This window comes from Rhodovulum iodosum, from assembly GCF_041020385.1.
GTDB lineage: Bacteria > Pseudomonadota > Alphaproteobacteria > Rhodobacterales > Rhodobacteraceae > Rhodovulum > Rhodovulum iodosum.
Genome location: NZ_JBEHHI010000002.1, coordinates 384,861 through 407,518, shown reverse-complemented (window position 1 = coordinate 407,518; position 22,658 = coordinate 384,861). Strand labels below are relative to the sequence as shown.

Here is a 22,658-nt window from a genome sequence, read left to right as displayed (position 1 = left end):
ATAAACGAAGCGCCGGGCGGTTTCCCACCCGGCGCTTTCCCGATGCGTGCCGCACCCTACAGCGCCTCCGGCCCCGGCCGGACGCGCCGCGCGCGGCTAGCTTTCCATCACGTCCTCTTCGCCGCCCTCGGCATCCATGTGAAAATCCAGCCCGTGGGCGGCGCGGATCTTGTCCTCGATCTCCAGCGCAACCTCGGGGTGATCCTTCAGGAACGCCTTGGAGTTCTCGCGGCCCTGCCCGATCCGCTCGTCGCCATACGAAAACCAGGCGCCGGATTTCTCGACAACGCCGGCCTTCACGCCCAGGTCCAGCAATTCGCCGGTCTTGGAGATGCCTTCGCCATACATGATGTCGAATTCCACCTGCTTGAACGGCGGGGCGACCTTGTTCTTGACCACCTTCACGCGGGTGGCGTTGCCGACCACCTCGTCGCGGTCCTTGATCGCGCCGATGCGGCGAATGTCCAACCGCACCGAGGAATAGAATTTCAGCGCATTGCCGCCGGTCGTGGTCTCCGGGCTGCCGAACATCACGCCGATCTTCATGCGGATCTGGTTGATGAAGATCACCATGCATTTCGACCGCGCGATGGAGCTGGTCAGCTTGCGCATCGCCTGGCTCATCAGCCGGGCATGCACGCCGACCGAGCTGTCGCCCATGTCGCCCTCAAGCTCGGAACGCGGGGTCAGCGCGGCCACCGAATCGACCACCACCATGCTGACCGCGCCCGACCGCACCAGCGTGTCGGTGATCTCCAGCGCCTGTTCGCCGGTATCGGGCTGGCTGATCAGCAATTCGTCGAGATCGACGCCCAGCTTGCGGGCATAGAGCGGGTCGAGCGCGTGCTCGGCATCGACGAAGGCGCAGACGCCGCCCTTTTTCTGCTCTTCGGCGATGCAATGCAGGGTGAGCGTGGTCTTGCCCGAGCTTTCAGGCCCGTAGATCTCGACGATCCGGCCCTTCGGCAGGCCGCCGATGCCGAGCGCGATATCGAGGCCAAGCGACCCCGTCGACGTCGACTCGATCTCGGTCACCGGGTTGTCCCGGCCGAGCTTCATGATCGAGCCCTTGCCGAATTGCCGCTCGATCTGCGCAAGCGCGGAATCGAGAGCTTTCTGCTTGTCGCTGTTGCGCTTGTCCGCCATGTCCAGAAGGTTCGCCGTCGCCATGTGTCGCATCCTTATTCCACAACCGCCACGTGGCGGCAATGACTGCTCTTGTTCACGTTAAGTTCCCCTTTTTATGGGGGCAAACCAAGAACAGATCAACGGTTTTCTCATCGTGAGCCTTGCAGATCATGGTTAACGCCCGGTTAGCGCCGCCCGGCTAGTGGATCTGCCGCTGCACCGTTTCGGTGAGTTCGCGCAAGGAAAACGGCTTGGGCAGGAACAGCGCATGCGGAATGTCCCCGCCCGGCATGGCCGGCGGGGCCTCGGCGTAGCCCGAGACGAAGATCACGCGGGTGTCGGGGCGGTCGGCCAGGGCCTCGCGCACCCAGCTCGGCCCGTCCCTGCCCGGCATGACCACGTCGGTGACGAAGACATCGACCTCGACCGCCGGGTCGGCCAGCAGCTCGAGCGCCCGTTCCGCGCTGTCGGCCTCGAGCACGGTCAGCCCGCGCATCCGCAGCGCCCGCGCCGCGAAGGCCCGCACCGGCGTCTCGTCCTCGACCAGCAGGACGACCCCGGCGCAAGGCCGGGCGGCAGCGGGATCGGCCGGGCGCTCGGCCGGCGGGGCGGGCGCCTCCGCGGCCCTGTCGGAGGCCGGGAAATAGAGCGTGAAACAGGTGCCCGCCCCCACCGCGCTGTCGACGAAGATAAAGCCGCCGCTCTGCTTGACGATGCCATAGGCGGTCGACAACCCCAGCCCGGTGCCCTCGCCCGGCCGCTTGGTCGAATAAAACGGCTCGAACACCTTGGCCAGCTTGTCGCGCGGGATGCCCACGCCTTCGTCCACGACCCGCACCAGCACGAAGTCGCCCGCCGGCACCACCGCCCGGTCGCGGTGCAGATCCTCGCCCAGCCGGTGGCGCACCGTCTCGATCCGCACCTGGCCGCCGGCGGGCATCGCGTCGCGGGCGTTGACCACGAGGTTGAGGATCACCTGTTCGAGCTGGCGCTTGTCGGCGCGGATCGGCGGCAGATCGGGGTCATGCACGAGGCTGAGGCGCACGGTCTCGCCCACCAGGCGGTTCAGCAGGTGGGTCAGGTCGGTCAGCGTGTTGCGCAGATCGACGATCTCGGGCCGCAGCGTCTGCTTGCGCGAAAACGCCAGCAACTGGCCCACCAGGCTGGCCGCGCGGTTGGCGTTCTGGCTGATCTGCACGAGATCGCCGAAATCCGGGTCGCCCTCATCATGGCGCAGCAACAACAGCTCGCAATGACCTGAAATTGCTGTCAAAAGATTGTTGAAATCATGCGCGATCCCGCCGGCGAGTTGCCCGATCGCCTGCATCTTCTGGCTTTGCACGAACTGCGCCTCGAGGGTCTTGAATTCGGTGGCATCGTGCAGCACCGCCAATAGCTCGGGCGCGCCGGGCGCATCGATCCGCTCCAGCGTGACCTGGACGAAGAGGTCGCGGTCCTCGCGCAGCACCCGCACCACCTCGGCGCGATGCGCCGCGCGGCCCTGGGCGGTGTCGGCCAACCAGTCGCGCACCGGCCGTCCCGGCCCCTCGATCCGGGCACAGAAATCGACCGTCGCCTCGCCCGACACGCCCAAAAGCGCCCGCGCCTGGTGGTTGATCAACTGCACCTCGCCCTCGGGCGTGAGTTTCAAAAGAGCCACCGGCAGTGACTCGAAAAGGTCGGGCCCGGCCATTTCGGCCAGCGCCTCCTGCGGCCAGAGATAGATCTCGCGCCGCCCGTGCCGCCCGGCAATTTCGAGAAACCGCACCGAGACCGGGCCGTTGTCGCCTGCGATCCGCGCCAACGCGCCCGGCCGCGGCAGGCCGCGCGGAAAGACCTGGTCGAGCCGGCGAGGCTGTCCGCCCAACAACGCGCGGGCCGCGTCGTTCAGGTAAAGGATCGTGCCGCTTTGGCCCGCGGTCAGCACCGGCAGGCCCAGCCCGGACGCCCCGCGGGTGGTGCCCGGGCGCTCTTCCCGTTCGTCCAGAACCCAGAAAAACCCATCGCAGCCAAATCGATGCACGGCGATCTTGACAAAGCCGCGGCGGGTGACGACCTCTTCGCTGGCGGCGCCTTCCGCCGCGGCCCTGGCCTGAAGCCGGTAGATCACCGCGGCGGGGTTGGCGAAAAGTTCGCCCAGGGCGCGCACCAGTGTGCCGTCGCCGCCGACGCCGAACCGCGCCTCGGCCGAGGGCGTGGCATAGACGAGCGCCCCGTCCGCATCGGTGGCAAAGCCCGGGGCCGGCTGACGCTCGGCCAGCGCCGCGGCCGCGGCCCGCAGCCGCCCGGCCCGCCGCGCACCGCGCGTGTCGGCCAGAAGCCGCAAGAGCGCGGCCAGCGCACACAGCGTGGCCCCGGCCCCCAGCAGCCCCGCCCGCACCGGCCAGCCCCCGGCCAGCAGCGCGGCCAGCACAAACACCAGCCCCAGCGCCAGCACCAGCCCGGCGCGCGGCGCCTCCAGCGCCGCCAGCCGCGTCAGCGGTGTCTCGATCCCGATCAGCCGCGGCACGCGCACCTCCGTTCGCGATTCGCCCCTGCGACCACTCTCGGCGGAATTTGGTTAAGCGCGTGTTAAGCCGGTCCCGCTGCGCTCAAGAAGCGCCAGGTAAAACCCGTCGCCGCCGTCGAGCGGCGTGAACCGATGCTCGGCGCGGCATTGCCAGCCCGCGCTGCGGGCGCAAAAGCGGGTGGCCTGCGCGGCGTTCTCCTCGTCGAGCAGCGAACATGTGGCGTAGGCCAGCACGCCCCCGGGCGCCACCAGCGGCGCCGCCGCGTCGAGGATGGTGGCCTGTATCCGCACCAATTCGGCCAGCCGCGCCTCGGTCAGCCGCCATTTGCCATCGGGGCTGCGCCGCCACGCGCCGCTGCCCGAACAGGGCGCATCGCACAACACCAGGTCATAGGGCGCCGCCTGCCCCGCCGCGCCGGGCGCAAGGCAGTCGATCCGCACGCCCGACCTGCCCGCGCGCGCGGGCAGGTCGCGCATCCGCTGCGCCTCGGCGTCGTGGGCGAAAACCCGCACGCCCGGCCGTGCGGCAAGGGCCAACGCCTTGCCGCCGCCGCCCGCGCAATAATCCAGCGCCGTGCCGGCCGCGGGCACAGGCAGGTGATCGCAGACCGCCTGCGAGGCGGCGTCCTGCACCTCGACCAGGCCGTCGCGATAGGCGCGGCCGAGGTGCAGTTTGCGTGCGTTTTCGGTCAACTCAAGCGCCGTGGGCGACAGCGGATGGGGCCGCGCGGCGATGCCGTCCTCCGCCAGGGCGGCCTGGGCGGCGGCGCGGTCGGCCTTGGCCAGGTTGACCCGGACAAAGACCGGCGCCCGGTCGCGCAAGAGCGCCATGACGGCGGCGAAATCCGCGCCCAGGCTGGCGCGCAGGCGCGGTGCCAGCCAATCGGGGACGTCGAGGGCGACCTCTTCGGGCAGATCACCGGCGGCCACGGCGCGCTCAGCCCCGGTCAGGGGCGCCGGCGCGTGGCCGGAGCCTGTGAAGAGCGTGTCCGGGTCCTCGCCCCGGGCCCGGACCAGCCCCAGCATCAGCCCCCGCCCGGTCTCGGTCCCGCCGAGCGCGGCACAGGAGCGCCGCCGCCGAAGCGCTTCGAATACCAGGTCGCGCACTGCCAGCCGGTCTTTCGAGCCGGCAAAGCGGCTCGCGCGCGCCCAGCGGGTCAGGATCTGCTCGGCCGGGGCGCCGGCGAGAATGGCGTCCAGCAGCTCGGCCGCGGCAGCGATGCGGGCGGCAGGGGTCATCGGACGGGCCCCGTTGCCAGAAAGATACTTGTCATGGCACCCCGCCCTTGCGCCGCGCCGCACGCAGCCCGACGTCACAAAACATGCCTGGGAAATCTGGTGGAGCCGAGGGGAATCGAACCCCTGACCTCGTCATTGCGAACGACGCGCTCTCCCAACTGAGCTACGGCCCCGGTGCGCGCTGATTTGGCCCAAGCGGCTGGCGATGTCAAGCGGGCAGCTTGGCGTTCCGGCGCACGAATGCCTCGATATCCGCGGCGGGCCGCGCCCCCGTCAGACGGGCCACTTCGCGCCCGCCCTGGAACAGGATCAGCATCGGAATGCCGCGGATGTTGAAGCGCACGGTGGCGTCGGGGTTGGCCTGGGTATCGACCTTGACCAGCCGCGCGTTCGGGGCAAGCGCCTGGGCGGCCTGCGCGATTTGCGGCGCCATCATCCGGCAGGGCCCGCACCAAGCGGCCCAGAAATCGACCAGCAGCGGCAGATCGTCGGTTCTGGCGCTTTTTTCCATGGTGCGAAAGTCGATATCGCGCACCTTGCCGTCGGCCAGTTTCGCGCCGCAGGTACCGCATTTCGGCACCGCGCCCAGCTTGGCTATCGGCACCCGGTTTGTGCCGCCACACTCGTGGCAGACGAGTTTGAGGGAGTCGCTCATCGCCCCGCCTCCTTTACATTCGTTCAATTGAATATAATTGGATCGAACGGCGCGCTGTTCAAGCGCGAGCTTGCGCCGTCCCTGCAAAAAGGCAGGTGGCATTGCCCCCTTCGGGCCAATCCGGCTCCGCCGACGCGCAAGGATTGCGGCGCAGGCCCCGGCTTCCTGCCCGACACCTGCGTGGCGGCGGCCTAGACCCGGAACTTCGCAGAATGGCTGGCCGTCCGCAGCGTCGCGTTTCCCAAAGGCGGACCTGCCCCCGTCGCGCTTGCGTGGCTGAAACGCCGCCGAGACATGCAAACACCCGCCGGGCGGTTGCCCGGCGGGTGCGTGTGTTATCGTGCGCGGCTGGTTGGCCGCGGCATCGTCGCTTACTCTTCGGCCAGGTTGGCAAGGTAGGCGTAGACGTCATACGCCTCGTCCTCCTTGCGGACCCTGTGGGTCATCGCACCGCGGGCGCGCGGATCATCGAGATAGTCGCGCAGATAGGCGGTCGGGTCCTGAACGTAGGTGACGAACGTGTCTTCAGTCCATTCCAGCCCGGCTTCGCCGGCGGCCTCCATCGACCTGGAATACTTGAAGCCGTCGACCTGGCCGGCCTGACGGCCCGCGATACCATAGAGGTTGGGCCCGACCTGGGCGTTGCGGCCCGCAAGCGTCTCGCCGGCCTCGTCCACGACGACATGGCAAGCGATGCACTGGCGGAAGGCGGCCTCGCCAGCGGCGGGATCGCCGCTGAACGCGACGGGCACGACTGCAGCCGCATCGGCGGCCTCATCGCCAGCGCCTTCTTCAGTCGCCTCTTCCGCGGCCGGCTCTTCAGCGGCGGCTTCCTCGGCAGCAGGCTCTTCAGCGGCGGCTTCCTCGGCAGCAGGCTCTTCGGCAGCGGCTTCCTCGGCAGCAGGCTCTTCGGCAGCGGCTTCCTCGGCGGCCGGCTCTTCGGCAGCGGCTTCCTCGGCAGCAGGCTCTTCAGCGGCGGCTTCCTCGGCAGCAGGCTCTTCAGCGGCGGCTTCCTCGGCGGCCGGCGCTTCAGCAGCGGCTTCCTCGGCAGCAGGCTCTTCGGCAGCGGCTTCCTCGGCGGCCGGCTCTTCGGCAGCGGCTTCCTCGGCGGCCGGCTCTTCAGCAGCGGCTTCCTCGGCGGCCGGCTCTTCAGCGGCGGCTTCCTCGGCAGCAGGCTCTTCAGCGGCGGCTTCCTCGGCAGCAGGCTCTTCAGCGGCGGCTTCCTCGGCAGCAGGCTCTTCAGCGGCGGCTTCCTCGGCAGCAGGCTCTTCAGCGGCGGCTTCCTCGGCGGCCGGCGCTTCAGCAGCGGCTTCCTCGGCGGCCGGCGCTTCGGCAGCGGCTTCCTCGGTCACCTCTTCGGCCGGGACGGCTTCCTCGGCGGTCGGTGCGACACCGGCGAGCGAGGCGGCTTCGGCGGCGAGCGCCTCGTACTGGTCCGCCAACTCGCGGTAGCGCTCGGCGAGGGTCGCGGCATCGACGCCGGTCGGCTCGGCGGCCTCGTCCGCGGCGGGTTCTTCCGTGGCCTCTTCGACCGGGGCGGCAGCTTCCTCGGTGGCCGGGGCTTCGGCGGCAGGTTCTTCCGCGGCGTCCTCGGCAGCGGCTTCCTCGGTCGCTTCTTCGGCGGCGGCGTCCTCGGTCACCTCTTCGGTGGCGGCCTCTTCCGTGGCCTCCGCAGCGGCGGCGTCCTCGGTCACCTCTTCGGCGGCGGGTTCTTCAGCGCCAGCTTCCTCGGCAGCGGGTTCTTCGGCAGCGGCTTCGTCGGCGGCCGGGGCTTCGGCGGCGGCCGGGGCTTCGGCGGCGGCCTCGTCCGTAGCGGCCTCGTCAGCTGCGGCGGCTTCCTCGGTCGCCGGCGCTTCGGCAGCGGCGTCTTCGGTGGTCTCGGCAGCGGCGACCTCCTCGGTCGCGGCCGGTTCCACGGTGGCGTCCTCGGCCGCCGCGGTCTCTTCCGTCACCTCTTCGGCCGGGGCGGGTGCCGGCGCGGGCCTGTCGTTATCGGCCGTAATGACCACCACGGCCAGGCCCAGGGCAGCAGCACCGCCCACGAGTTTGACCAAGTCCTGAATGTTCTGCATGTCTCATCCCTCACTGGATCCGCTTTGTGCGCGACCGCGACTCCGGCCCGCCACGGACGACATTATTCCCGGGCACCCGACGACCGAACGCCAAGCCCCCCTCACACCGCTCAGGCCTGCCATTTTTTGCCCGGCCTGACCATGACTTACAATGCCGCATCGGCCGGTTCAGCGCGACATTAGCGCGCCTTGCCGAAGTTTGTCAGTCCCCAACCTTGGGAAATCTTTATGTCTGCACAGTTTTTCGCCTATTCCGCGGCCTCGGCCTGCGCCTCGACCGGCGGGCAGGTGCAGACCAGATGCCTGTCGCCAAAGGCGTTGTCGACCCGGCCCACGGGCGGCCAGTACTTGTCGACGCGGAACGCGCCGGCGGGAAAGCACCCCTCTTCGCGGCTGTAGGGGCGGTCCCACTCGGCCACGAGGTCCTCGACCGTGTGCGGCGCGTTTTTCAGCGGGTTGTTGTCGCGGTCCATCCGGCCCTCTTCGATGGCGCGGATTTCATCGCGGATGCCCAGCATCGCGGATATGAACCGGTCCAGCTCGGCCTTGGTCTCACTCTCGGTGGGCTCGATCATCAGCGTGCCCGCGACCGGCCAGCTCATCGTCGGCGCGTGAAAGCCGCAATCGACCAGCCGCTTGGCGATGTCGTCGACGGTGATGCCCGCGCTCTCGGCGAAGGGGCGGGTGTCGATGATGCATTCATGCGCAACCCGGCCCCGCTGACCCTTGAAGAGCACGTCATAGGCGCCTTCCAGCCGGCGGGCGATGTAGTTGGCGTTGAGAATCGCCACCTTGGTGGCCTGCGTCAGCCCCGCGCCCCCCATCAGCAGGATATAGGCCCACGAGATCGGCAGAATCGAGGCCGAGCCGTAGGCCGCGCCGCTGACAGCGCCCCCCTCGCCCGCCATCGGGTCCGCGGGCAGGTAGGGGGCGAGATGCGCCTTGACGCCGATCGGCCCCATGCCGGGCCCGCCGCCCCCATGGGGAATGCAAAATGTCTTGTGCAGGTTGAGGTGACTGACATCGGCACCGATCTCGCCGGGCTTGGCCAGCCCCACCAGCGCGTTGAGGTTGGCCCCGTCGAGATAGACCTGCCCGCCCTGGGCATGGGTGATCTCGCAGACCTCGGCCACGGTTTCCTCGAAAACGCCATGGGTTGAGGGGTAGGTGATCATGCAGGCGGCCAGATTGGCGCCCGCCGCCTCGGCCTTGGCGCGGAAATCGTCGAGGTCGATATCGCCGTTATCGGCGGCCTTCACGACCACCACCTTCATGCCCGCCATATGGGCCGAGGCCGGGTTGGTGCCATGCGCCGAGGTCGGGATCAGGCAGATGTTGCGGTGCCCGTGTCCGCGCGCCTTGTGATAGGCGGCGATGGTCAGAAGACCCGCGTATTCGCCCTGCGCGCCCGAATTGGGCTGCATCGACATTGCGTCATATCCGGTGATCTCGCACAGCTTGGCAGAGAGGTCGGCCAGCATCTCGGCATAGCCCTGCACCTGGTCGGCGGGCGCCAGCGGGTGGATATTGGCGAATTCGGGCCAGGTGATCGGCATCATCTCGACCGCCGCGTTCAGCTTCATCGTGCACGACCCCAGCGGGATCATCGCGCGGTCCAGCGCCAGGTCGCGGTCGGCGAGGCGCCGCATGTAGCGCATCATTTCGGTCTCGGCCCGGTTCATGTGAAAGACCGGGTGGGTGAGATAGTCGGAGGTGCGCACCGTGCCCTCGGGGAATCGGTACTGCCCATCGCCGCCGGTGTCCTCCTTCTCGATGCCGAAGGCCTGCCACAGCGCCTCGATCGTCGCCGGCCGGGTGGTCTCGTCCAGCGCGATGCCCAGCCGGGTCGCGCCGATCTTGCGCAGGTTGATCCGCGCGGCGAGGGCTGCGTTGTAGATCACCCCCTGCATCGGGCCCACATCGACGGTGAAGCTGTCGAAGAACTGCGCGGGTTCCACCTTGAACCCGGCCTCTTCCAGCCCGCGGGCGGTGCGCACCGTTTTGCGGTGGATGCGCTGGGCGATGGCGCGCAGCCCCTTGGGGCCGTGAAAGACCGCGTAGAAACTGGCGATCACCGCCAACAGCGCCTGCGCGGTGCAAACGTTCGAGGTGGCCTTTTCGCGGCGGATATGCTGCTCGCGCGTTTGCAGCGACAGCCGGTAGGCCTTGTGCCCGTGCGAATCGACCGACACCCCCACGATGCGGCCCGGCATCGCCCGCTTGTAGGCATCGCGGCAGGCCATGTAGGCGGCGTGCGGCCCGCCATAGCCCATCGGCACCCCGAAGCGCTGGGTCGAGCCCACGGCGATGTCGGCGCCCATGGCGCCCGGCTCTTTCAGCACGACCAGCGCCATCGGGTCGGCCACCACGATGCCAAGCGCCCTGGCCTCGTGCAGCGCGGCGATCGGGCCGGTGAAATCGCGGATGTGCCCGTGGGTTCCGGGATACTGGAAGATCGCGGCAAAGACCTTCTCGGGCTCGAGGTCCTCGAACGGGTCGCCCACGATCACCTGGATGCCCAAGGGCGCGGCGCGGGTGCGGACCACCGCGATGTTCTGCGGGTGGCAGTCGCGGTCGACGAAGACCGCCCCCGCCTTGGTTTTCGCCACCCTCTGCGCCATGGTCATCGCCTCGGCGCAGGCCGTGGCCTCGTCCAGCAGCGAGGCGTTGGCGATCTCCAGCCCCGTCAGGTCGCTGACCATGGTCTGGTAGTTCAGCAACGCCTCCAGCCGGCCCTGGCTGATTTCCGGCTGGTAAGGCGTGTAGGCGGTGTACCAGGCCGGGTTTTCCAGGATGTTGCGCACGATCGCCGGCGGCGTGACGGTGCCGTAATACCCCTGCCCGATCAGCGTCGAATAGGCCTCGTTGCGCTTGGCAACCTGCCGCATGAACCATAGCATCTCACGCTCGGATTTCGGCTTGCCGAAGTCCAGCGGCTCGGCCTGTCGGATGCCCTTGGGCACGCATTCGTCGATCAGCCCCTCAAGGGTGCGGAGGCCGAGCACATCCAGCATCTCGACCATCTCCTCCGGAGACGGGCCGATATGGCGCCGGTTGGCGAAATCGTAGGGCAGGTAATTGCTGGGCGTGTACGGCATGGGGCTCCCCGAATCAGCCGATGAAATCCTTGTAGGCGGCCTCGTCCATCAGATCGTCGAGCGCGCTCATGTCCTCGACCTTCATCTTGAAGAACCACGCCTCGCCCAGCGGGTCTTCGTTCACCCGGCCGGGATTGTCGGGCAGCGCCTCGTTCACCTCGACGATTTCGCCGTCGAGCGGCGCCAGGATGTCCGACGCCGCCTTGACGCTTTCGATCACGACGATCTCGTCGTCTTTCGATACCGTGGTGCCCTCCTCGGGCAGCTCGACGAACACGATGTCGCCCAGCTGCTCGGCCGCGTGCTCGGTGATGCCGACAACGACCAGATCGCCCTCGACGCGCAGCCATTCATGCTCTTCGGTAAATTTCATTCTTGTCCCTCAACGCTTGTAGGTGGATGCCCGGAACGGCAGGGCCGAAACTTCGGCCGGCAGCCGCTTGCCGCGAACCTCGCCCCAGAGTGTGACGCCTTCCGCTGCCAGATCAACCGGCACATAGCCCATCGAAACGGGCGCCCCGACCGAGGGGCCGAACGCCCCCGAGGTAACCTGGCCGACCGGCGCGCCGCCGGTTTGCGCGGCGAAGAGCGGCGTGCCCGCCCGCATCGGGGCGCGCGTGCCGGGCCGCAGGCCAACCCGGCGGCGCGCCGGACCCGCGTCCAGTTCCCTCAGGATACGCGCGGCGCCCGGAAACCCGCCCTCGCGCGCGCCGCCGGCGCGCCGCGCCTTGCCGATGGCCCAGCCCAGATCGGCCTCGACGGGTGTGGTGGTGGTGTCGATATCGGCGCCGTAAAGGCAAAGCCCGGCCTCCAGCCGCAGGCTGTCGCGCGCGCCCAGCCCGATCGGCCGGACCGCCGGGTCGGCCAGGATCGCGCGGGCCAACGCCTCGGCCCCCGCCGCGGGCACCGACAACTCGAACCCGTCCTCGCCGGTATAGCCCGAGCGCGACACCCAAAGCGGCCCGAACGCGCTGTCGAACGCGGCCGCATCCATGAACCGCATCGCCGCGACGCCGGGCGCGTGGGCCGCAAGCGCCGCCTCGGCCCCCGGCCCCTGCACGGCCAGAAGCGCCCGGTCGGTCAGTTCCACGACCTCGCAGCTGTCCGAGAGATGCGCCCGCAGATGGGCGATGTCCCCGGCCTTGCAGGCCGCGTTGACCACGAGAAACAGATCGCCGTCCCGCCGCGCGACCATCAGGTCGTCGAGAACGCCGCCGGCGTCGTCGGTGAACATCGCATAGCGCTGCCGCCCCGGCTTCAGCCCCAGCAGATCCACCGGCACCAGCGACTCCAGCGCGCGCGCCGCCTCGCCGGCCGCGCCCGACCGCGGGCGCAGCACCACCTGCCCCATGTGGCTGACATCGAAAAGCCCCGCCGCGGCGCGGCAATGCAGATGCTCCTTCAACACGCCGGGCGCGTATTGCACCGGCATCTCGTAGCCTGCGAAGGGCACCATCCTGGCGCCCAGCTCAACGTGAAGGTCGTAAAGCGCGGTGCGCTCCAGTTCCGACATCTCGCCCCTTTTCCGCCGGCCAGGCCTCCGGCATCGCCGCGGGCGCCGTCATGGCCGCCCGTCCCGATGCCCCCTCTGTCCCTTCGCCTGAGATCGCTATCCCTTCGGCGGGCGCAAAGGCGCCTCTCTCCAGAGTGTCTGTCCGCCACGGTCCTGGGGCCTGAGAGTTTACCGGGGCGGTTGCTCCTTCGGCACCGGCGCGGGGGCCGGATTCTCCCGTAGCGGATGGCGCAGGTGATATATGAGGCGTCGTTTTCCGGCAAGGCCTTGCATTCGGCCGCCGCCCTGGCATCTAAACACCCTATGCAGGACCCGTTCTTCTTCGGCTATGGCAGCCTCGTGAACCGCGCCACCCACGCCTTTCCCAGCGCCACACGGGCGCGGGTGCGCGGCTGGCGGCGCGCCTGGCGGCACACGACCCTGCGCGAGGTGGCCTATCTCTCGGCCGTCCCCGACCCCGAGGCCGAGATCGAAGGGCTGATCGCCGCGGTGCCCGGCCACGACTGGGCCGATCTCGACCACCGCGAGCGGGCCTATGACCGCCACGATGTCAGCCACGCCGTCCTGCACGAGGCCCCGCACAGCCCGCATGTGCAGATCTACGCCGTGCCCGACAGCCACGCGGCCGCACCGACCGTGCGCCACCCGATCCTGCTGAGCTATATCGACGTGGTCGTGCAAGGCTACCTGCGCGAGTTCGGCCCCGAGGGCGCACGCCGGTTCTTCGCCACCACCGCGGGCTGGGACGCGCCGATCCTGAACGACCGGGCCGCACCCCGGTATTCGCGCCACCAGAGCCTGTCGTCGGAGGAACGCGGTTTCGTCGACCGTGAACTCGCGCTGCGCGATACCAACCTGATCGAACGGGTCTGACCGGCCAGCAGCGACCGCACCTGCCGGGCTTCTTCTTGGCTCAAATACCCAATCTCCGGCACCGCCCAGCCACCCCGCCGGGACGGCGCGCCGCAAAATTGCAGCCTCCCCAGCCCCGCCTCAGCCGGGCTTCTTTTGCAAAAGCGGCATCAGGTCGGCCATCTCGGGGCCTTTGGCCCGGCCGGTCACGGCCTTTCTGAGCGGCATGAAGAGCGCGCGGCCCTTGCGGCCGGTCCGCTCTTTCACCGCCGCGGTCCAGGCGCCCCAGGTCGACGCGTCATAAGGCGGGTCGGGCAAGAGCGCCAGCGCCTCGGCCACGAATCCCCGGTCTTCGTCATCGACATCCGGTGCGGCCCCGTCGCGGCACAGCGCCCACCACTCGGCGATCTCGGCGCGCGTGCCGATATTCTCGCGTACCACCGACCAGAACCGCTCGGCCAGCTCGGCCGGCACGCCGATCGCGGCGATCTCGTCCTTGACCGCGGTATAGTCCAGCCCGTGCAGGTGCCGCGCGGTCAGCGGGAACGGGTCGTTGGTGTCGAACTTCGTCGGCGCCGCCCCGAAATGCGACAGCTCGAACCCCTCGACCAGCTCCTCGATGCTGCCGGCCAGCTCCACCGGCTGCGACGATCCCAGCCGCGCCATCAGCGACAACAGCGCCATCGGCTCGACCCCCTGCGCGCGCAGATCGCGCAGGCTGAGCGTGCCCAGGCGCTTCGACAGCGCCTCGCCCTGCGGCCCGGTCAGCAGCGAATGGTGCGCAAAGGCGGGCACGTCGCCGCCCAGCGCCTCGATGATCTGGATCTGCGTCGCGGTGTTGGTGACGTGGTCCGAGCCGCGGACGATGTGGCTCACGCCCATCTCGGTGTCGTCCACCACCGAGGCCAGCGTATAAAGCACCTGCCCGTCGCCGCGGATCAGTACCGGGTCGGACACGCTGGCCGCGTCGATCGAAACCGCCCCGAGGATGCCGTCCTGCCACTCGATCCGTTCGTGGTTCAGCAAGAACCGCCAGTGGCCCGGCCGCGCGGCCCTGAGCGCGTCCTTTTCCGCGTCCGAAAGCGCCCGCGCGGCGCGGTCATAGACCGGCGGCCGGCCCATGTTGAGCTGCTTCTTTCGCTTGAGGTCCAGCTCTGTCGGGGTTTCGAAACACTCGTAGAACCGCCCCTTTTCGCGCAGCGCGTCGGCGGCGGCGGCGTAGCGCTCCAGCCGCTCGGACTGGCGTTCGACCCGGTCCCAGTTCAGCCCGAGCCACTCGAGATCTTCCTTGATCGCGTCGACATAGGCCTCTTTCGACCGCTCGGGGTCGGTGTCGTCGAGGCGCAGGATGAAGCTGCCCCCCGCCTTGCGGGCGATCAGGAAGTTGAAAAGCGCCGTGCGCAGGTTGCCCACATGCAGGTATCCGGTGGGTGACGGGGCGAAGCGGGTAACGGTCATCATTCTCTCCAGGTTCGCGCGACGCTCTTCCACAGACCGCGCGATTTGTCCATATGAGGGGCATGACCGCGCCCCGCCACACCATGCCCCCGTCACTCGACGACATCGCCGCGCTGGCCGAGGCGGCGCGCGACGCCCTGCCCCCGGTCTATCGCGGCCCGGCCCGCGCCGTGGCACTGCGCGTCGAGGACTTTGCCGCCGACGACATCCTTTCCGAAATGGGCATCGACGACCCGTTCGAGCTGTCGGGGCTTTACGACGGCATCCCGCTGACCGAACGCTCGGTGATGGACCAGCCCGACCGGCCCGATACGATCTGGCTGTTCCGCAGGCCGATCCTCGACGAGTGGGTCGAGCGCGAGGAAGTCTCGCTCGACATGCTGGTGGCGCATGTGCTGGTGCATGAACTGGCGCATCATTTCGGCTGGTCCGACAACGACATCGCCGCCATCGACCGCTGGTGGGAATAACCGCACAGAGGCTGTGAATCCGCGCAGGGCCCAGCCGTGGAAAGACGGCCGGCGCGACTTAGGTGTGCGAGGGCAACCTATAGATCCTAGGGAGATACCAATGACCGTTTCGATGAACCGCCGCCAGGCGCTGATGACCGGCGCCGCCCTGCCGCTGGCCGCCGGGGCGGCCGCCCCGGCCCGGGCGCAGGCCCCGATGATGGGCGCCGGTACCGTGCCCTTCAACCGCTTCAAGCTGGGCGGATTCGAGGTGACGACGCTGCTGGCCGGCACCCGCACCGTGCCCGAGCCGCAAAAGATCTTCGGGCTGAACGTGTCGGAGGAAACGTTCGCCGAGGTATCGCAGGCCAACCTCATCCCCGACGACCGGGCGCAGTTCTTTTTCACACCGACGGTGGTGAATACCGGCTCCGAGCTGGTGCTGTTCGACACCGGTCTCAACCCCGACGGCATCACCGGGGCGCTGGCCGCGGCGGGCTATTCGCCCGATCAGGTCGATACCGTGGTCATCACCCACATGCATGGCGACCATATCGGTGGCCTGTCGGGCGAGGCGGGCGAGACCTTCGCCAATGCCCGCTACGTCACCGGCGCGACCGAGTTCGACGCCTGGGACATGTCGGGCGACGAGGGCTTCGAGGCCAAGGTGCGCCCGCTGGCCGAAAAGATGACCTTCCTCGAGGATGGCGGCGATGTCGCCTCGGGCATCACCGCGATGGCGGCCTTCGGGCACACCCCCGGCCACATGGCCTACATGCTGGAAAGCGACGGGCGGCAACTGCTGATCGCGGCCGATTTCGCCAACCACTACGTCTGGTCGCTGGCCCATCCCGAATGGGAGGTGCTCTATGACCGCGACAAGGCGGCCGCCGCCGAGACGCGCAAGCGCCTGTTGGGCATGCTCGCCGCCGAAAAAATGCCCTTCATCGGCTATCACATGCCCTTCCCCGGCACCGGCTTTGTCGAGACGCGGGGCGAGGGCTATCGCTACCTGCCGTCGAGCTACCAGTTGATGCTCGGCTGAGCCAAGCCTGTCCGCGGCCCGCGCCTGTCGCCCCATCGGCGGAGGCGCGGGCCTTTTCACGCGCGTGGTCAGGCGCATGCGCCATGCGCGCACATGTCCCCGAAACGGGATGCGGGAAATGGCCCAACGGGCTTGGCGAACCGGACGCAGGGTGGCACTCTCGCGCCGCGTTCCGCCAGCCCAAGGGGCCCCATGCAAGACATTCTGACCGTTACCCTGAACCCGGCCGTCGATATCTCAACGTCGGTCGCGAAGGTCGAAGCCGGCCCCAAGCTGCGCTGCGCGCCCCCGGTCACCGACCCCGGCGGCGGCGGCATCAACGTGTCGCGCGCGATTCGCCTTCTGGGCGGGCAAAGCCGGGCGCTGGTCGCCATCGGCGGGCATAACGGGCGCAAGCTCAGGTCCCTGCTCGAGGCCGAGGGCATCCGCCTGATCCCGATCACCGCGCCGGGCGAAACCCGGCAGAGCCTCGCGGTGAGCGAGGACGGCACCGGCGCCCAGTATCGATTCGTGATGCCCGGCCCGATCTGGAACACCGCGGGGCTGAAGGCCATCCTGGCGGCGATCACCACGGCGATGACCGACGAGGGGCTGGTGGTGATCTCGGGTTCGGTGCCGCCGGGCCTGCCGACGGATTACCCCAAACAGGTCTGCGCGTGCTTCGCGCGGCGCCCGGTCAGGGTGGTGATCGACACGTCGGGCCCGGCGCTGGAGCTTCTGGCCGGCGATCCGGGCGCGCCGCCCGAGGTGCTGCGGATGGATGCGCAGGAATCGGTCGAACTTGCCGGCCGCCCCCTGCCCACCCCTCGGGATAGCGCCGATTTCGCCGCCGAGATGGTCAGGCGCGGCGTGGCCCGCACGGTGGTGGTGGCGCGCGGCGCCGAGGGTTCGGTGCTGGCGACCGAGGAAAGGCGACTCTTCGTCGAGGCGGCAAAGGTGCCGGTTCGGTCAAAGGTGGGAGCGGGCGACAGCTTTGTCGGCGGTTTCAGCCTCGCGCTGGCCCGCGGCGAGGATCTGGCCGAGGCGCTGCGCTGGGGCGCGGCGGCGGCCAGCGCGGCGGTGATGACCGACGCCACGGCGCTGTGCACCCGCGAGGACACCGAGGGGCTGTTGCCACGCTGCCCGGTCCACACGCTCGACTGACACAGACACGCGGCGACGGGCTGCGCCATGGGCCGGGCGATCCGTCACATCCCGTCACGGCGGTCACGATTGGGCTGGTCCTCGGCGCTCGGCGCGGTATGCTGCAACGCAGCAACGCGGAGGGCACCATGGCACATCGGATCGTCGTTCTCGGGGGCGGCTTCGGCGGCATGTATGCCGCGCGCGCGCTGAAACGCAAGCTGCGCGATACCGCCGAGGTCGAGGTCATCAACGCCGAGAACTACTTCGTCTTCCAGCCGCTGCTGCCCGAAGTGGGCGCGGGCTCGATCACGCCGGGCCACGCGGTCTCGCCGCTGCGGTTCCTGCTCAAGGGCGTGTCGGTGCGCAAGGCGCTGATCGACAGCGTCGATTTCGAGCGCAAGGTCGTCATCGTCTTCCAGGGCATCCAGCGCCGCCCGACCGAGGTGCCCTTCGACCATCTCGTGATCGCGCTGGGACAAGGCGTCGATCTCAGCCGCATGCCGGGCCTGGAAGAGCACGCGCTGAAGATGAAGTCGCTCGAAGACGCGCGGCGCGTGCGCGAACACGTGATCGAACAGCTCGAACACGCCCAGGTCACCCGCCTGCCCGACACCAAGCGCGGCGCGCTGACCTTCACCGTGGTCGGCGGCGGCTTTTCGGGGGTCGAGACAGTGGGCGAAATGAAGGAACTGATCGACCGGTCGCTACGCTACTACCCTGAGATCGAGCCGTCGGAGGTGCGCGTGCTGCTGGTCGAATATGCCGGCCGCATCCTGAACGAGATGCCCGACCGTCTGGCCCACTATGCCACCCGCCACCTGGCCAAGCACGGGATCGAGCTGAAGCTGAACACCGGCGTCGCCAGCGCCACCCACCGGCAACTGGTCACGACGGAAGGCGAAGTGATCGACACCCGCACCATCGTGGCGACCATCGGCAACGCCCCCCTGCCCGTGGTGCAGCGGATGGGGCTGGCGTCGAAACACGGGCGCGTCGCGGTCCGGCGCAGCCTGCAGGTCGAGGGCCGGGACAACGTCTGGGCGCTGGGCGACTGCGCGCTGATCCCCCTCAAGGACGGCGCGGCCGAGCGCGCCGATTTCGCGCCGCCCACCGCGCAATTTGCGGTGCGCGAGGCCAAGCGGATCGCCCAGAACATCGCCGCGACGCTGGATGGCAAACCGGCCAAGCCGTTTTCCTACCGCTCGCGCGGCGCGCTGGCCTCGCTTGGCGCCAAGCGCGGCGTGGCCGAGGTGTTCGGGGTGCAACTGACCGGCTTTCCCGCCTGGATCCTGTGGCGGTCCTATTACCTGGCGCTGCTGCCCGGCATCGCAACGCGGGTGAAGGTGCTGATCAACTGGCTGCTCGACGGGCTGGGCGCGCGCAGCGTGGTCCAGATCCGCGCCCATTCCAAGCCGCCGCTGCGCTACGTCTATTTCCGCGCCGGCGACCGCATCTACGACGCCGGCGACCGGTCCGACGGGTTTTACACGGTGATCTCGGGCGCGGTCGAGATGGAACGCACCGACCCCGAGACCGGCGAAAAGACGGCCCGCCGCATCGGCCCCGGCGGCCATTTCGGCGAACGCCTGATCCTCGGCGCCACCCGGCGCAAGACCACCGTGCGCGCGGCCGAGGACACCAAGGTGCTGGTCATGAACCGCGACGAGTTCCTGATGCTGGCCGAGAGCTTTTCGGCCTTCCGCGACTACTTTCGCCCCTACATGGAAAAACGCGGCGTGAAAATTCCGCTCGACGATGGGCCCGAGGCAGGCTGACCGCGCCCGGCGCACGACTGCGGTGAACCGCCCAGCGGCCGTTTCCTGCGCACTCGCCTGACGCCGCGCGCTGGGCCGCTACCGCGGGCACACGGATGCTGCCTGCCGCAGTGTTTTCATTTGCGCGTTTTCAGAAAGCGTTCGAAGGCGTCGAGGGTGTGCGCGCTGACGTGGTGCTCGATCCCTTCGGCGTCCAGTTCGGCGATATCCGCCGGCACGCCCACGGCGATCAGCAATTCGACAACGCTGCGATGGCGGGCGCGGACACGATCGGCCAGTCGGGCGCCCTTGTCGGTCAGGAAGACCCCGCGATAGGGGCGCGACGTGGCCAGCCCCTCGCGCTTGAGCCGCGAGATCGCCTTCGTCGCGGTGGGCTGCGCCACGCCCATGCGTTCGGCGATATCGGCGACGCGGGCTTCGCCGAGTTCCGCGATCAGGTCGCCGATCATCTCGACATAGTCTTCCAGCAAGGCGACGGCCTGCGCCTCTCGGGCGCGGGCAAAGCGGTCGGCCTGGCCCTGCCGCTCGGTGTCGTCCTCGGCCATCGGGTGGTCCTTTCGCGCACGCCTGTAAAACTCTATATCCACGGCTTTCTTCTTGCCAGCCCGATCCGCCGCCCCGGCCCCGGGCCGGGCCCCGGAAAATCCGCTTGCAATCTTTATAGCCGCGGCTATGAGATGCGCCGAAAGCAACGGCCACGGCACCCAATGAACAGACTGACCGCCCAGACCCGCACGGGCATCGCCGCGGTCCTCAGCGGCGAGCGGCACGGCTGGCGCAGCCGGTTCCTGTTCGCCGGCCCCGCGATCATCGCCTCCGTGGCCTATATGGACCCCGGCAACTACGCGACGAACATCCAGGCCGGCGCGGGCTACGGCTATACACTGCTCTGGGTCGTGCTGCTGGCGAACCTGATGGCGATGCTGTTCCAGGCGCTGTCCGCCCGCCTCGGCATCGTGACCGGCAAGAACCTCGCCGAACTTTCGCGCGACCATTTCCCGCGGCCCGTGGTCTGGGGCATGTGGGGGGTCAGCGAGGTCGCGGCGATGGCGACGGACCTGGCGGAATTCCTGGGCGGGGCGATCGGGCTGGCGCTGTTGTTCGACCTGCCATTGATCGTCGGCATGGCGATCACGGCCATCGTGACCTATGCCATTCTCATCCTGGAGCGGCAGGGATTTCGGCCCATCGAGCTGATCATCGGCGCGCTCGTCGGCGTGATCGGCCTGTGCTACCTGGCCGAGGTGATCATCGCGCCGGTCGACTGGCAGGCGGCCGGCCTGGGCATGCTGCAACCGGCCCTGCCCGACAGTGCGGCGCTGACCATCACCGTGGGGATCATCGGCGCGACGGTCATGCCCCACGCGATCTACCTGCATTCCGGCCTGACCCAGGCGCGCGCCGTGCTGCGCGACGACAACGACCGCCGCAAGGTGCTGAAATTCTCGAATACCGAGGTGGTTCTGGCGCTGTCCGTGGCGGGCATGGTCAACATGGCGATGGTGATGATGGCCGCCAGCGCCTTTCACCAGGGCCATTCCGAAGTGGCCGAAATCGAGACCGCCTATCACACGCTCACGCCACTGCTTGGGGCCGCCGCGGCGGGCATGTTCCTGGCCTCGCTCATCGCCTCGGGCATTTCCAGCTCGGTCGTCGGCACGATGGCCGGACAGATGATCATGCAGGGCTTTCTGCACGTCCGGGTGCCGATCTGGCTGCGCCGCCTCGTCACGATGCTGCCCGCCTTTGCCGTGGTGGCCGCGGGCGTCAACGCGACCCAGGCGCTGGTCTACAGCCAGGTGGTCCTGTCGATCGCGCTTCCGGTGCCGATGATCGCCCTGATCGTGTTTTCCGGCCGGCGCGACATCATGGGTGCGTTCACCGTCAACCCGGTCCTGCGCGTTCTGACCGTGATCGGCGCCTGCACCGTGCTGGGGCTGAATTTCGTTCTGCTGGCCGACACGTTCGGCGTGGCGGTCCCGTTCCTGGACGAATGACGCGCCCTCAGCCAGGATCGCGCCAGCGGTTGACGATGGGATAGCGCCGGTCCAGCCAGAACGCCCGGTCGGTCAGCCGCGCCCCGGGGGCCGACTGGAAGCGCTTGTACTCGCTGATATAGATCAGGTGCTCGACCTTCTTCACCATGTCCCGGTCGAACCCCTCCGCCACCAGTTCGGCCACCGATTTCTCGTCGTCGATCAGCCCCACGAGGATACCGTCCAACACGTCGTAGGGCGGCAGGCTGTCCTCGTCCTTCTGGTCGGCGCGCAGCTCGGCCGAGGGCGGCTTGTCGATCACGCGGGGCGGGATCACCTCGCCCGCCGGGCCCATCATCCAGTCGCGGTGGTTGGCGTTGCGCCAGCGGCAGGTCTGGAACACGCGGGTCTTGTAGAGATCCTTGATCGGGTTGTAGCCGCCGGCCATGTCGCCGTAGATCGTGGCATAGCCCACCGCCACCTCCGACTTGTTGCCGGTGGTCAAGAGCATCTCGCCGAACTTGTTGGAAAGTGCCATCAGGATCAGCCCGCGCAGGCGGGACTGGATGTTTTCCTCGGTCACGTCGGGGGCGGTCCCCTCGAACAAGGGCGCCAGCGCCTCGGTCACCGCGGCCCGCGCGCCCGAAATCGGCACCTCGTCCAGCCGGCAGCCCAACGCCTTGGCCACCGCCGCCGCATCCTCCAGCGAGTGTTCCGAGGTGTATTCCGAGGGCAGCATCACGCAGCGCACGTTTTCGGGGCCGATCGCATCGGCCGCGATGGCGGCGACCAGCGCGCTGTCGATCCCGCCCGACAGCCCCAGCAGAACCTTGGGAAAGCCGGTCTTGCCCAGGTAGTCGCGCAAGGCCGTGACCATCACCCGGTAATCCTGCTCCCACATGTCGGGCACCGCGGCCTTGGCGCCGGCCTCGGCGCGCCAGCCCTCTTGGGTGCGGGCGAAATCGACATGCGCGATGCCTTCGTCGAAGAGCGGCATCTGCAGCGCCAGCGCACCGCCGGGGTTCAGCACGAAAGACCCGCCGTCGAAGACCTGGTCGTCCTGCCCGCCCACGAGATTGAGATAGGCCAGCGGCAGCCCGGTCTCGACCGTGCGCGCCACCATCAGCGACAGCCGCGTGTCGAACTTGACCCGATGATAGGGCGACCCGTTGGGCACCAGCAAAATCTCGGCGCCGGTTTCGGCCAGCGCCTCGGCCACGTCCTCGAACCAGGCGTCCTCGCAGATCGGCGTGCCGATCCTGAGCGGCCCGACCGAATAGGGCCCATTGATCGGCCCGCTGTCATAGACGCGCTTTTCGTCGAAGACGCCGTCGTTGGGCAGGTGATGCTTGAACACCCGCGCCGTCACCTCGCCGTTCTGGCAGATGTAATAGGCATTGTAGAGATGGCCGTGGGCGGCAAAGGGCGCGCCGATCCCCAGCGCCGGGCCCTGCGCGCAGTCGCGCGCCAGGGCCTCGACATGCGCCATCGCGTCGGCGGTGAAGGCGGGCTTCATCACGATGTCCTGCACCTGGTAGCCCGTCAGGAACATCTCGGGCAGCGCGACCATGTCGGCGCCGGCGCGCCGGCCTTCGTCCCACGCGGCACGGGCGGCGCGGGCATTGTCTGCCAACGCCCCCATCGTGGGGTTGAGCTGGGCAAGTGTCAGGCGAAACCGCTCGGCCATGGGCGCTCCTTGTCTTGCTTGTGGTCTTAGCAGTTTGTCGGGCAAGGGAAAGACGCAAGGGCGCGAAAACCGTTGTA

17 protein-coding genes, 1 tRNA gene and 2 riboswitches are annotated in these 22,658 nt (G+C 68.8%); of the genes, 6 read left to right on the top strand and 12 right to left on the bottom strand.

Annotated features, from left to right (window positions below; translation table 11 throughout):
* Window positions 1–96: 96 nt before the first annotated feature.
* From recA to gcvT, 9 genes are all read right to left on the bottom strand, one after another.
* Entirely contained in the window at window positions 97–1,170 is a 1,074-nt protein-coding gene (gene recA / locus Ga0609869_RS11090; RefSeq protein ID WP_125407222.1) for a recombinase RecA, read from the bottom strand.
* 157 nt (window positions 1,171–1,327) lie between these two features.
* The gene (locus Ga0609869_RS11085) at window positions 1,328–3,637 is read right to left on the bottom strand and encodes an ATP-binding protein (protein WP_125407219.1); all 2,310 of its coding nucleotides are present in this window, start codon (window positions 3,635–3,637) and stop codon (window positions 1,328–1,330) included.
* Between the two features lie 51 nt (window positions 3,638–3,688).
* Window positions 3,689–4,876 carry an RsmB/NOP family class I SAM-dependent RNA methyltransferase gene (locus tag Ga0609869_RS11080; RefSeq protein ID WP_125407216.1) on the bottom strand — a complete coding sequence of 396 codons (1,188 nt, stop codon included), beginning with the start codon at window positions 4,874–4,876 and terminating at the stop codon, window positions 3,689–3,691.
* A gap of 97 nt (window positions 4,877–4,973) precedes the next feature.
* Window positions 4,974–5,049: transfer RNA gene (locus Ga0609869_RS11075), tRNA-Ala, on the bottom strand.
* Window positions 5,050–5,084: 35 nt separating this feature from the next.
* On the bottom strand, window positions 5,085–5,531 hold the full coding sequence (gene trxC, locus Ga0609869_RS11070) for a thioredoxin TrxC (RefSeq protein WP_125407213.1): 447 nt from the start codon (window positions 5,529–5,531) through the stop codon (window positions 5,085–5,087).
* Between the two features lie 371 nt (window positions 5,532–5,902).
* The gene (locus Ga0609869_RS11065) at window positions 5,903–7,603 is read right to left on the bottom strand and encodes a c-type cytochrome (RefSeq protein ID WP_369022857.1); all 1,701 of its coding nucleotides are present in this window, start codon (window positions 7,601–7,603) and stop codon (window positions 5,903–5,905) included.
* 248 nt (window positions 7,604–7,851) lie between these two features.
* Window positions 7,852–10,701, bottom strand: a complete 2,850-nt coding sequence (gene gcvP / locus Ga0609869_RS11060) for an aminomethyl-transferring glycine dehydrogenase (protein ID WP_125407208.1) — start codon at window positions 10,699–10,701, stop codon at window positions 7,852–7,854.
* Between the two features lie 13 nt (window positions 10,702–10,714).
* Complete coding sequence (gene gcvH / locus Ga0609869_RS11055) at window positions 10,715–11,074, bottom strand: glycine cleavage system protein GcvH (RefSeq protein WP_125407205.1); 360 nt, start codon at window positions 11,072–11,074, stop codon at window positions 10,715–10,717.
* A gap of 9 nt (window positions 11,075–11,083) precedes the next feature.
* Window positions 11,084–12,214, bottom strand: a complete 1,131-nt coding sequence (gene gcvT, locus Ga0609869_RS11050; RefSeq protein ID WP_125407203.1) for a glycine cleavage system aminomethyltransferase GcvT — start codon at window positions 12,212–12,214, stop codon at window positions 11,084–11,086.
* 71 nt (window positions 12,215–12,285) lie between these two features.
* Window positions 12,286–12,351, bottom strand: a riboswitch (glycine riboswitch).
* A gap of 1 nt (window position 12,352) precedes the next feature.
* Window positions 12,353–12,443: riboswitch (glycine riboswitch) on the bottom strand.
* Between the two features lie 74 nt (window positions 12,444–12,517).
* Here gcvT and Ga0609869_RS11045 point away from each other — a divergent pair.
* The gene (locus Ga0609869_RS11045) at window positions 12,518–13,087 is read left to right on the top strand and encodes a gamma-glutamylcyclotransferase family protein (RefSeq protein ID WP_125407200.1); all 570 of its coding nucleotides are present in this window, start codon (window positions 12,518–12,520) and stop codon (window positions 13,085–13,087) included.
* A 120-nt stretch (window positions 13,088–13,207) separates the two neighbouring features.
* Here the strand turns inward: Ga0609869_RS11045 and gltX are convergent, their stop codons facing one another.
* Window positions 13,208–14,524, bottom strand: a complete 1,317-nt coding sequence (gltX, locus tag Ga0609869_RS11040) for a glutamate--tRNA ligase (protein ID WP_125407197.1) — start codon at window positions 14,522–14,524, stop codon at window positions 13,208–13,210.
* 62 nt (window positions 14,525–14,586) lie between these two features.
* Between gltX and Ga0609869_RS11035 the strand changes: the two genes are divergently transcribed.
* From Ga0609869_RS11035 to Ga0609869_RS11020, 4 genes are all read left to right on the top strand, one after another.
* Window positions 14,587–14,994: a metallopeptidase family protein gene (locus tag Ga0609869_RS11035; RefSeq protein WP_125407194.1), complete on the top strand. Its 408-nt coding sequence runs from the start codon at window positions 14,587–14,589 to the stop codon at window positions 14,992–14,994.
* 100 nt (window positions 14,995–15,094) lie between these two features.
* Window positions 15,095–16,018: an MBL fold metallo-hydrolase gene (locus Ga0609869_RS11030; RefSeq protein WP_125407191.1), complete on the top strand. Its 924-nt coding sequence runs from the start codon at window positions 15,095–15,097 to the stop codon at window positions 16,016–16,018.
* A gap of 192 nt (window positions 16,019–16,210) precedes the next feature.
* Window positions 16,211–17,161 (top strand): 1-phosphofructokinase family hexose kinase, encoded by a 951-nt coding sequence (locus Ga0609869_RS11025; RefSeq protein WP_125407188.1) that lies wholly within the window; start codon window positions 16,211–16,213, stop codon window positions 17,159–17,161.
* Between the two features lie 128 nt (window positions 17,162–17,289).
* Window positions 17,290–18,918 (top strand): FAD-dependent oxidoreductase, encoded by a 1,629-nt coding sequence (locus Ga0609869_RS11020; RefSeq protein WP_125407185.1) that lies wholly within the window; start codon window positions 17,290–17,292, stop codon window positions 18,916–18,918.
* Window positions 18,919–19,034: 116 nt separating this feature from the next.
* On the opposite strand, the gene mntR is transcribed toward Ga0609869_RS11020, so the two are convergent.
* Entirely contained in the window at window positions 19,035–19,463 is a 429-nt protein-coding gene (gene mntR, locus Ga0609869_RS11015) for a manganese-binding transcriptional regulator MntR (protein ID WP_125407182.1), read from the bottom strand.
* A gap of 162 nt (window positions 19,464–19,625) precedes the next feature.
* On the opposite strand from mntR, the gene Ga0609869_RS11010 reads away from it, so the two are divergent.
* Window positions 19,626–20,915, top strand: a complete 1,290-nt coding sequence (locus tag Ga0609869_RS11010) for an Nramp family divalent metal transporter (RefSeq protein ID WP_125407179.1) — start codon at window positions 19,626–19,628, stop codon at window positions 20,913–20,915.
* Between the two features lie 7 nt (window positions 20,916–20,922).
* On the opposite strand, the gene Ga0609869_RS11005 is transcribed toward Ga0609869_RS11010, so the two are convergent.
* Window positions 20,923–22,581 (bottom strand): NAD+ synthase, encoded by a 1,659-nt coding sequence (locus Ga0609869_RS11005; RefSeq protein WP_125407177.1) that lies wholly within the window; start codon window positions 22,579–22,581, stop codon window positions 20,923–20,925.
* Window positions 22,582–22,658 lie beyond the last annotated feature (77 nt).

Coding starts and splice junctions, on each gene's coding strand:
- recA (WP_125407222.1), bottom strand. CDS start 1,170: ATGGCGACGGCGAACCTTCTGGACATGGCGGACAAGCGCAACAGCGAC.
- Ga0609869_RS11080 (WP_125407216.1), bottom strand. CDS start 4,876: ATGACCCCTGCCGCCCGCATCGCTGCCGCGGCCGAGCTGCTGGACGCC.
- trxC (WP_125407213.1), bottom strand. CDS start 5,531: ATGAGCGACTCCCTCAAACTCGTCTGCCACGAGTGTGGCGGCACAAAC.
- Ga0609869_RS11065 (WP_369022857.1), bottom strand. CDS start 7,603: ATGCAGAACATTCAGGACTTGGTCAAACTCGTGGGCGGTGCTGCTGCC.
- gcvP (WP_125407208.1), bottom strand. CDS start 10,701: ATGCCGTACACGCCCAGCAATTACCTGCCCTACGATTTCGCCAACCGG.
- gcvH (WP_125407205.1), bottom strand. CDS start 11,074: ATGAAATTTACCGAAGAGCATGAATGGCTGCGCGTCGAGGGCGATCTG.
- gcvT (WP_125407203.1), bottom strand. CDS start 12,214: ATGTCGGAACTGGAGCGCACCGCGCTTTACGACCTTCACGTTGAGCTG.
- Ga0609869_RS11045 (WP_125407200.1), top strand. CDS start 12,518: ATGCAGGACCCGTTCTTCTTCGGCTATGGCAGCCTCGTGAACCGCGCC.
- gltX (WP_125407197.1), bottom strand. CDS start 14,524: ATGACCGTTACCCGCTTCGCCCCGTCACCCACCGGATACCTGCATGTG.
- Ga0609869_RS11035 (WP_125407194.1), top strand. CDS start 14,587: ATGACCGCGCCCCGCCACACCATGCCCCCGTCACTCGACGACATCGCC.
- Ga0609869_RS11030 (WP_125407191.1), top strand. CDS start 15,095: ATGACCGTTTCGATGAACCGCCGCCAGGCGCTGATGACCGGCGCCGCC.
- Ga0609869_RS11025 (WP_125407188.1), top strand. CDS start 16,211: ATGCAAGACATTCTGACCGTTACCCTGAACCCGGCCGTCGATATCTCA.
- Ga0609869_RS11020 (WP_125407185.1), top strand. CDS start 17,290: ATGGCACATCGGATCGTCGTTCTCGGGGGCGGCTTCGGCGGCATGTAT.
- mntR (WP_125407182.1), bottom strand. CDS start 19,463: ATGGCCGAGGACGACACCGAGCGGCAGGGCCAGGCCGACCGCTTTGCC.
- Ga0609869_RS11010 (WP_125407179.1), top strand. CDS start 19,626: ATGAACAGACTGACCGCCCAGACCCGCACGGGCATCGCCGCGGTCCTC.
- Ga0609869_RS11005 (WP_125407177.1), bottom strand. CDS start 22,581: ATGGCCGAGCGGTTTCGCCTGACACTTGCCCAGCTCAACCCCACGATG.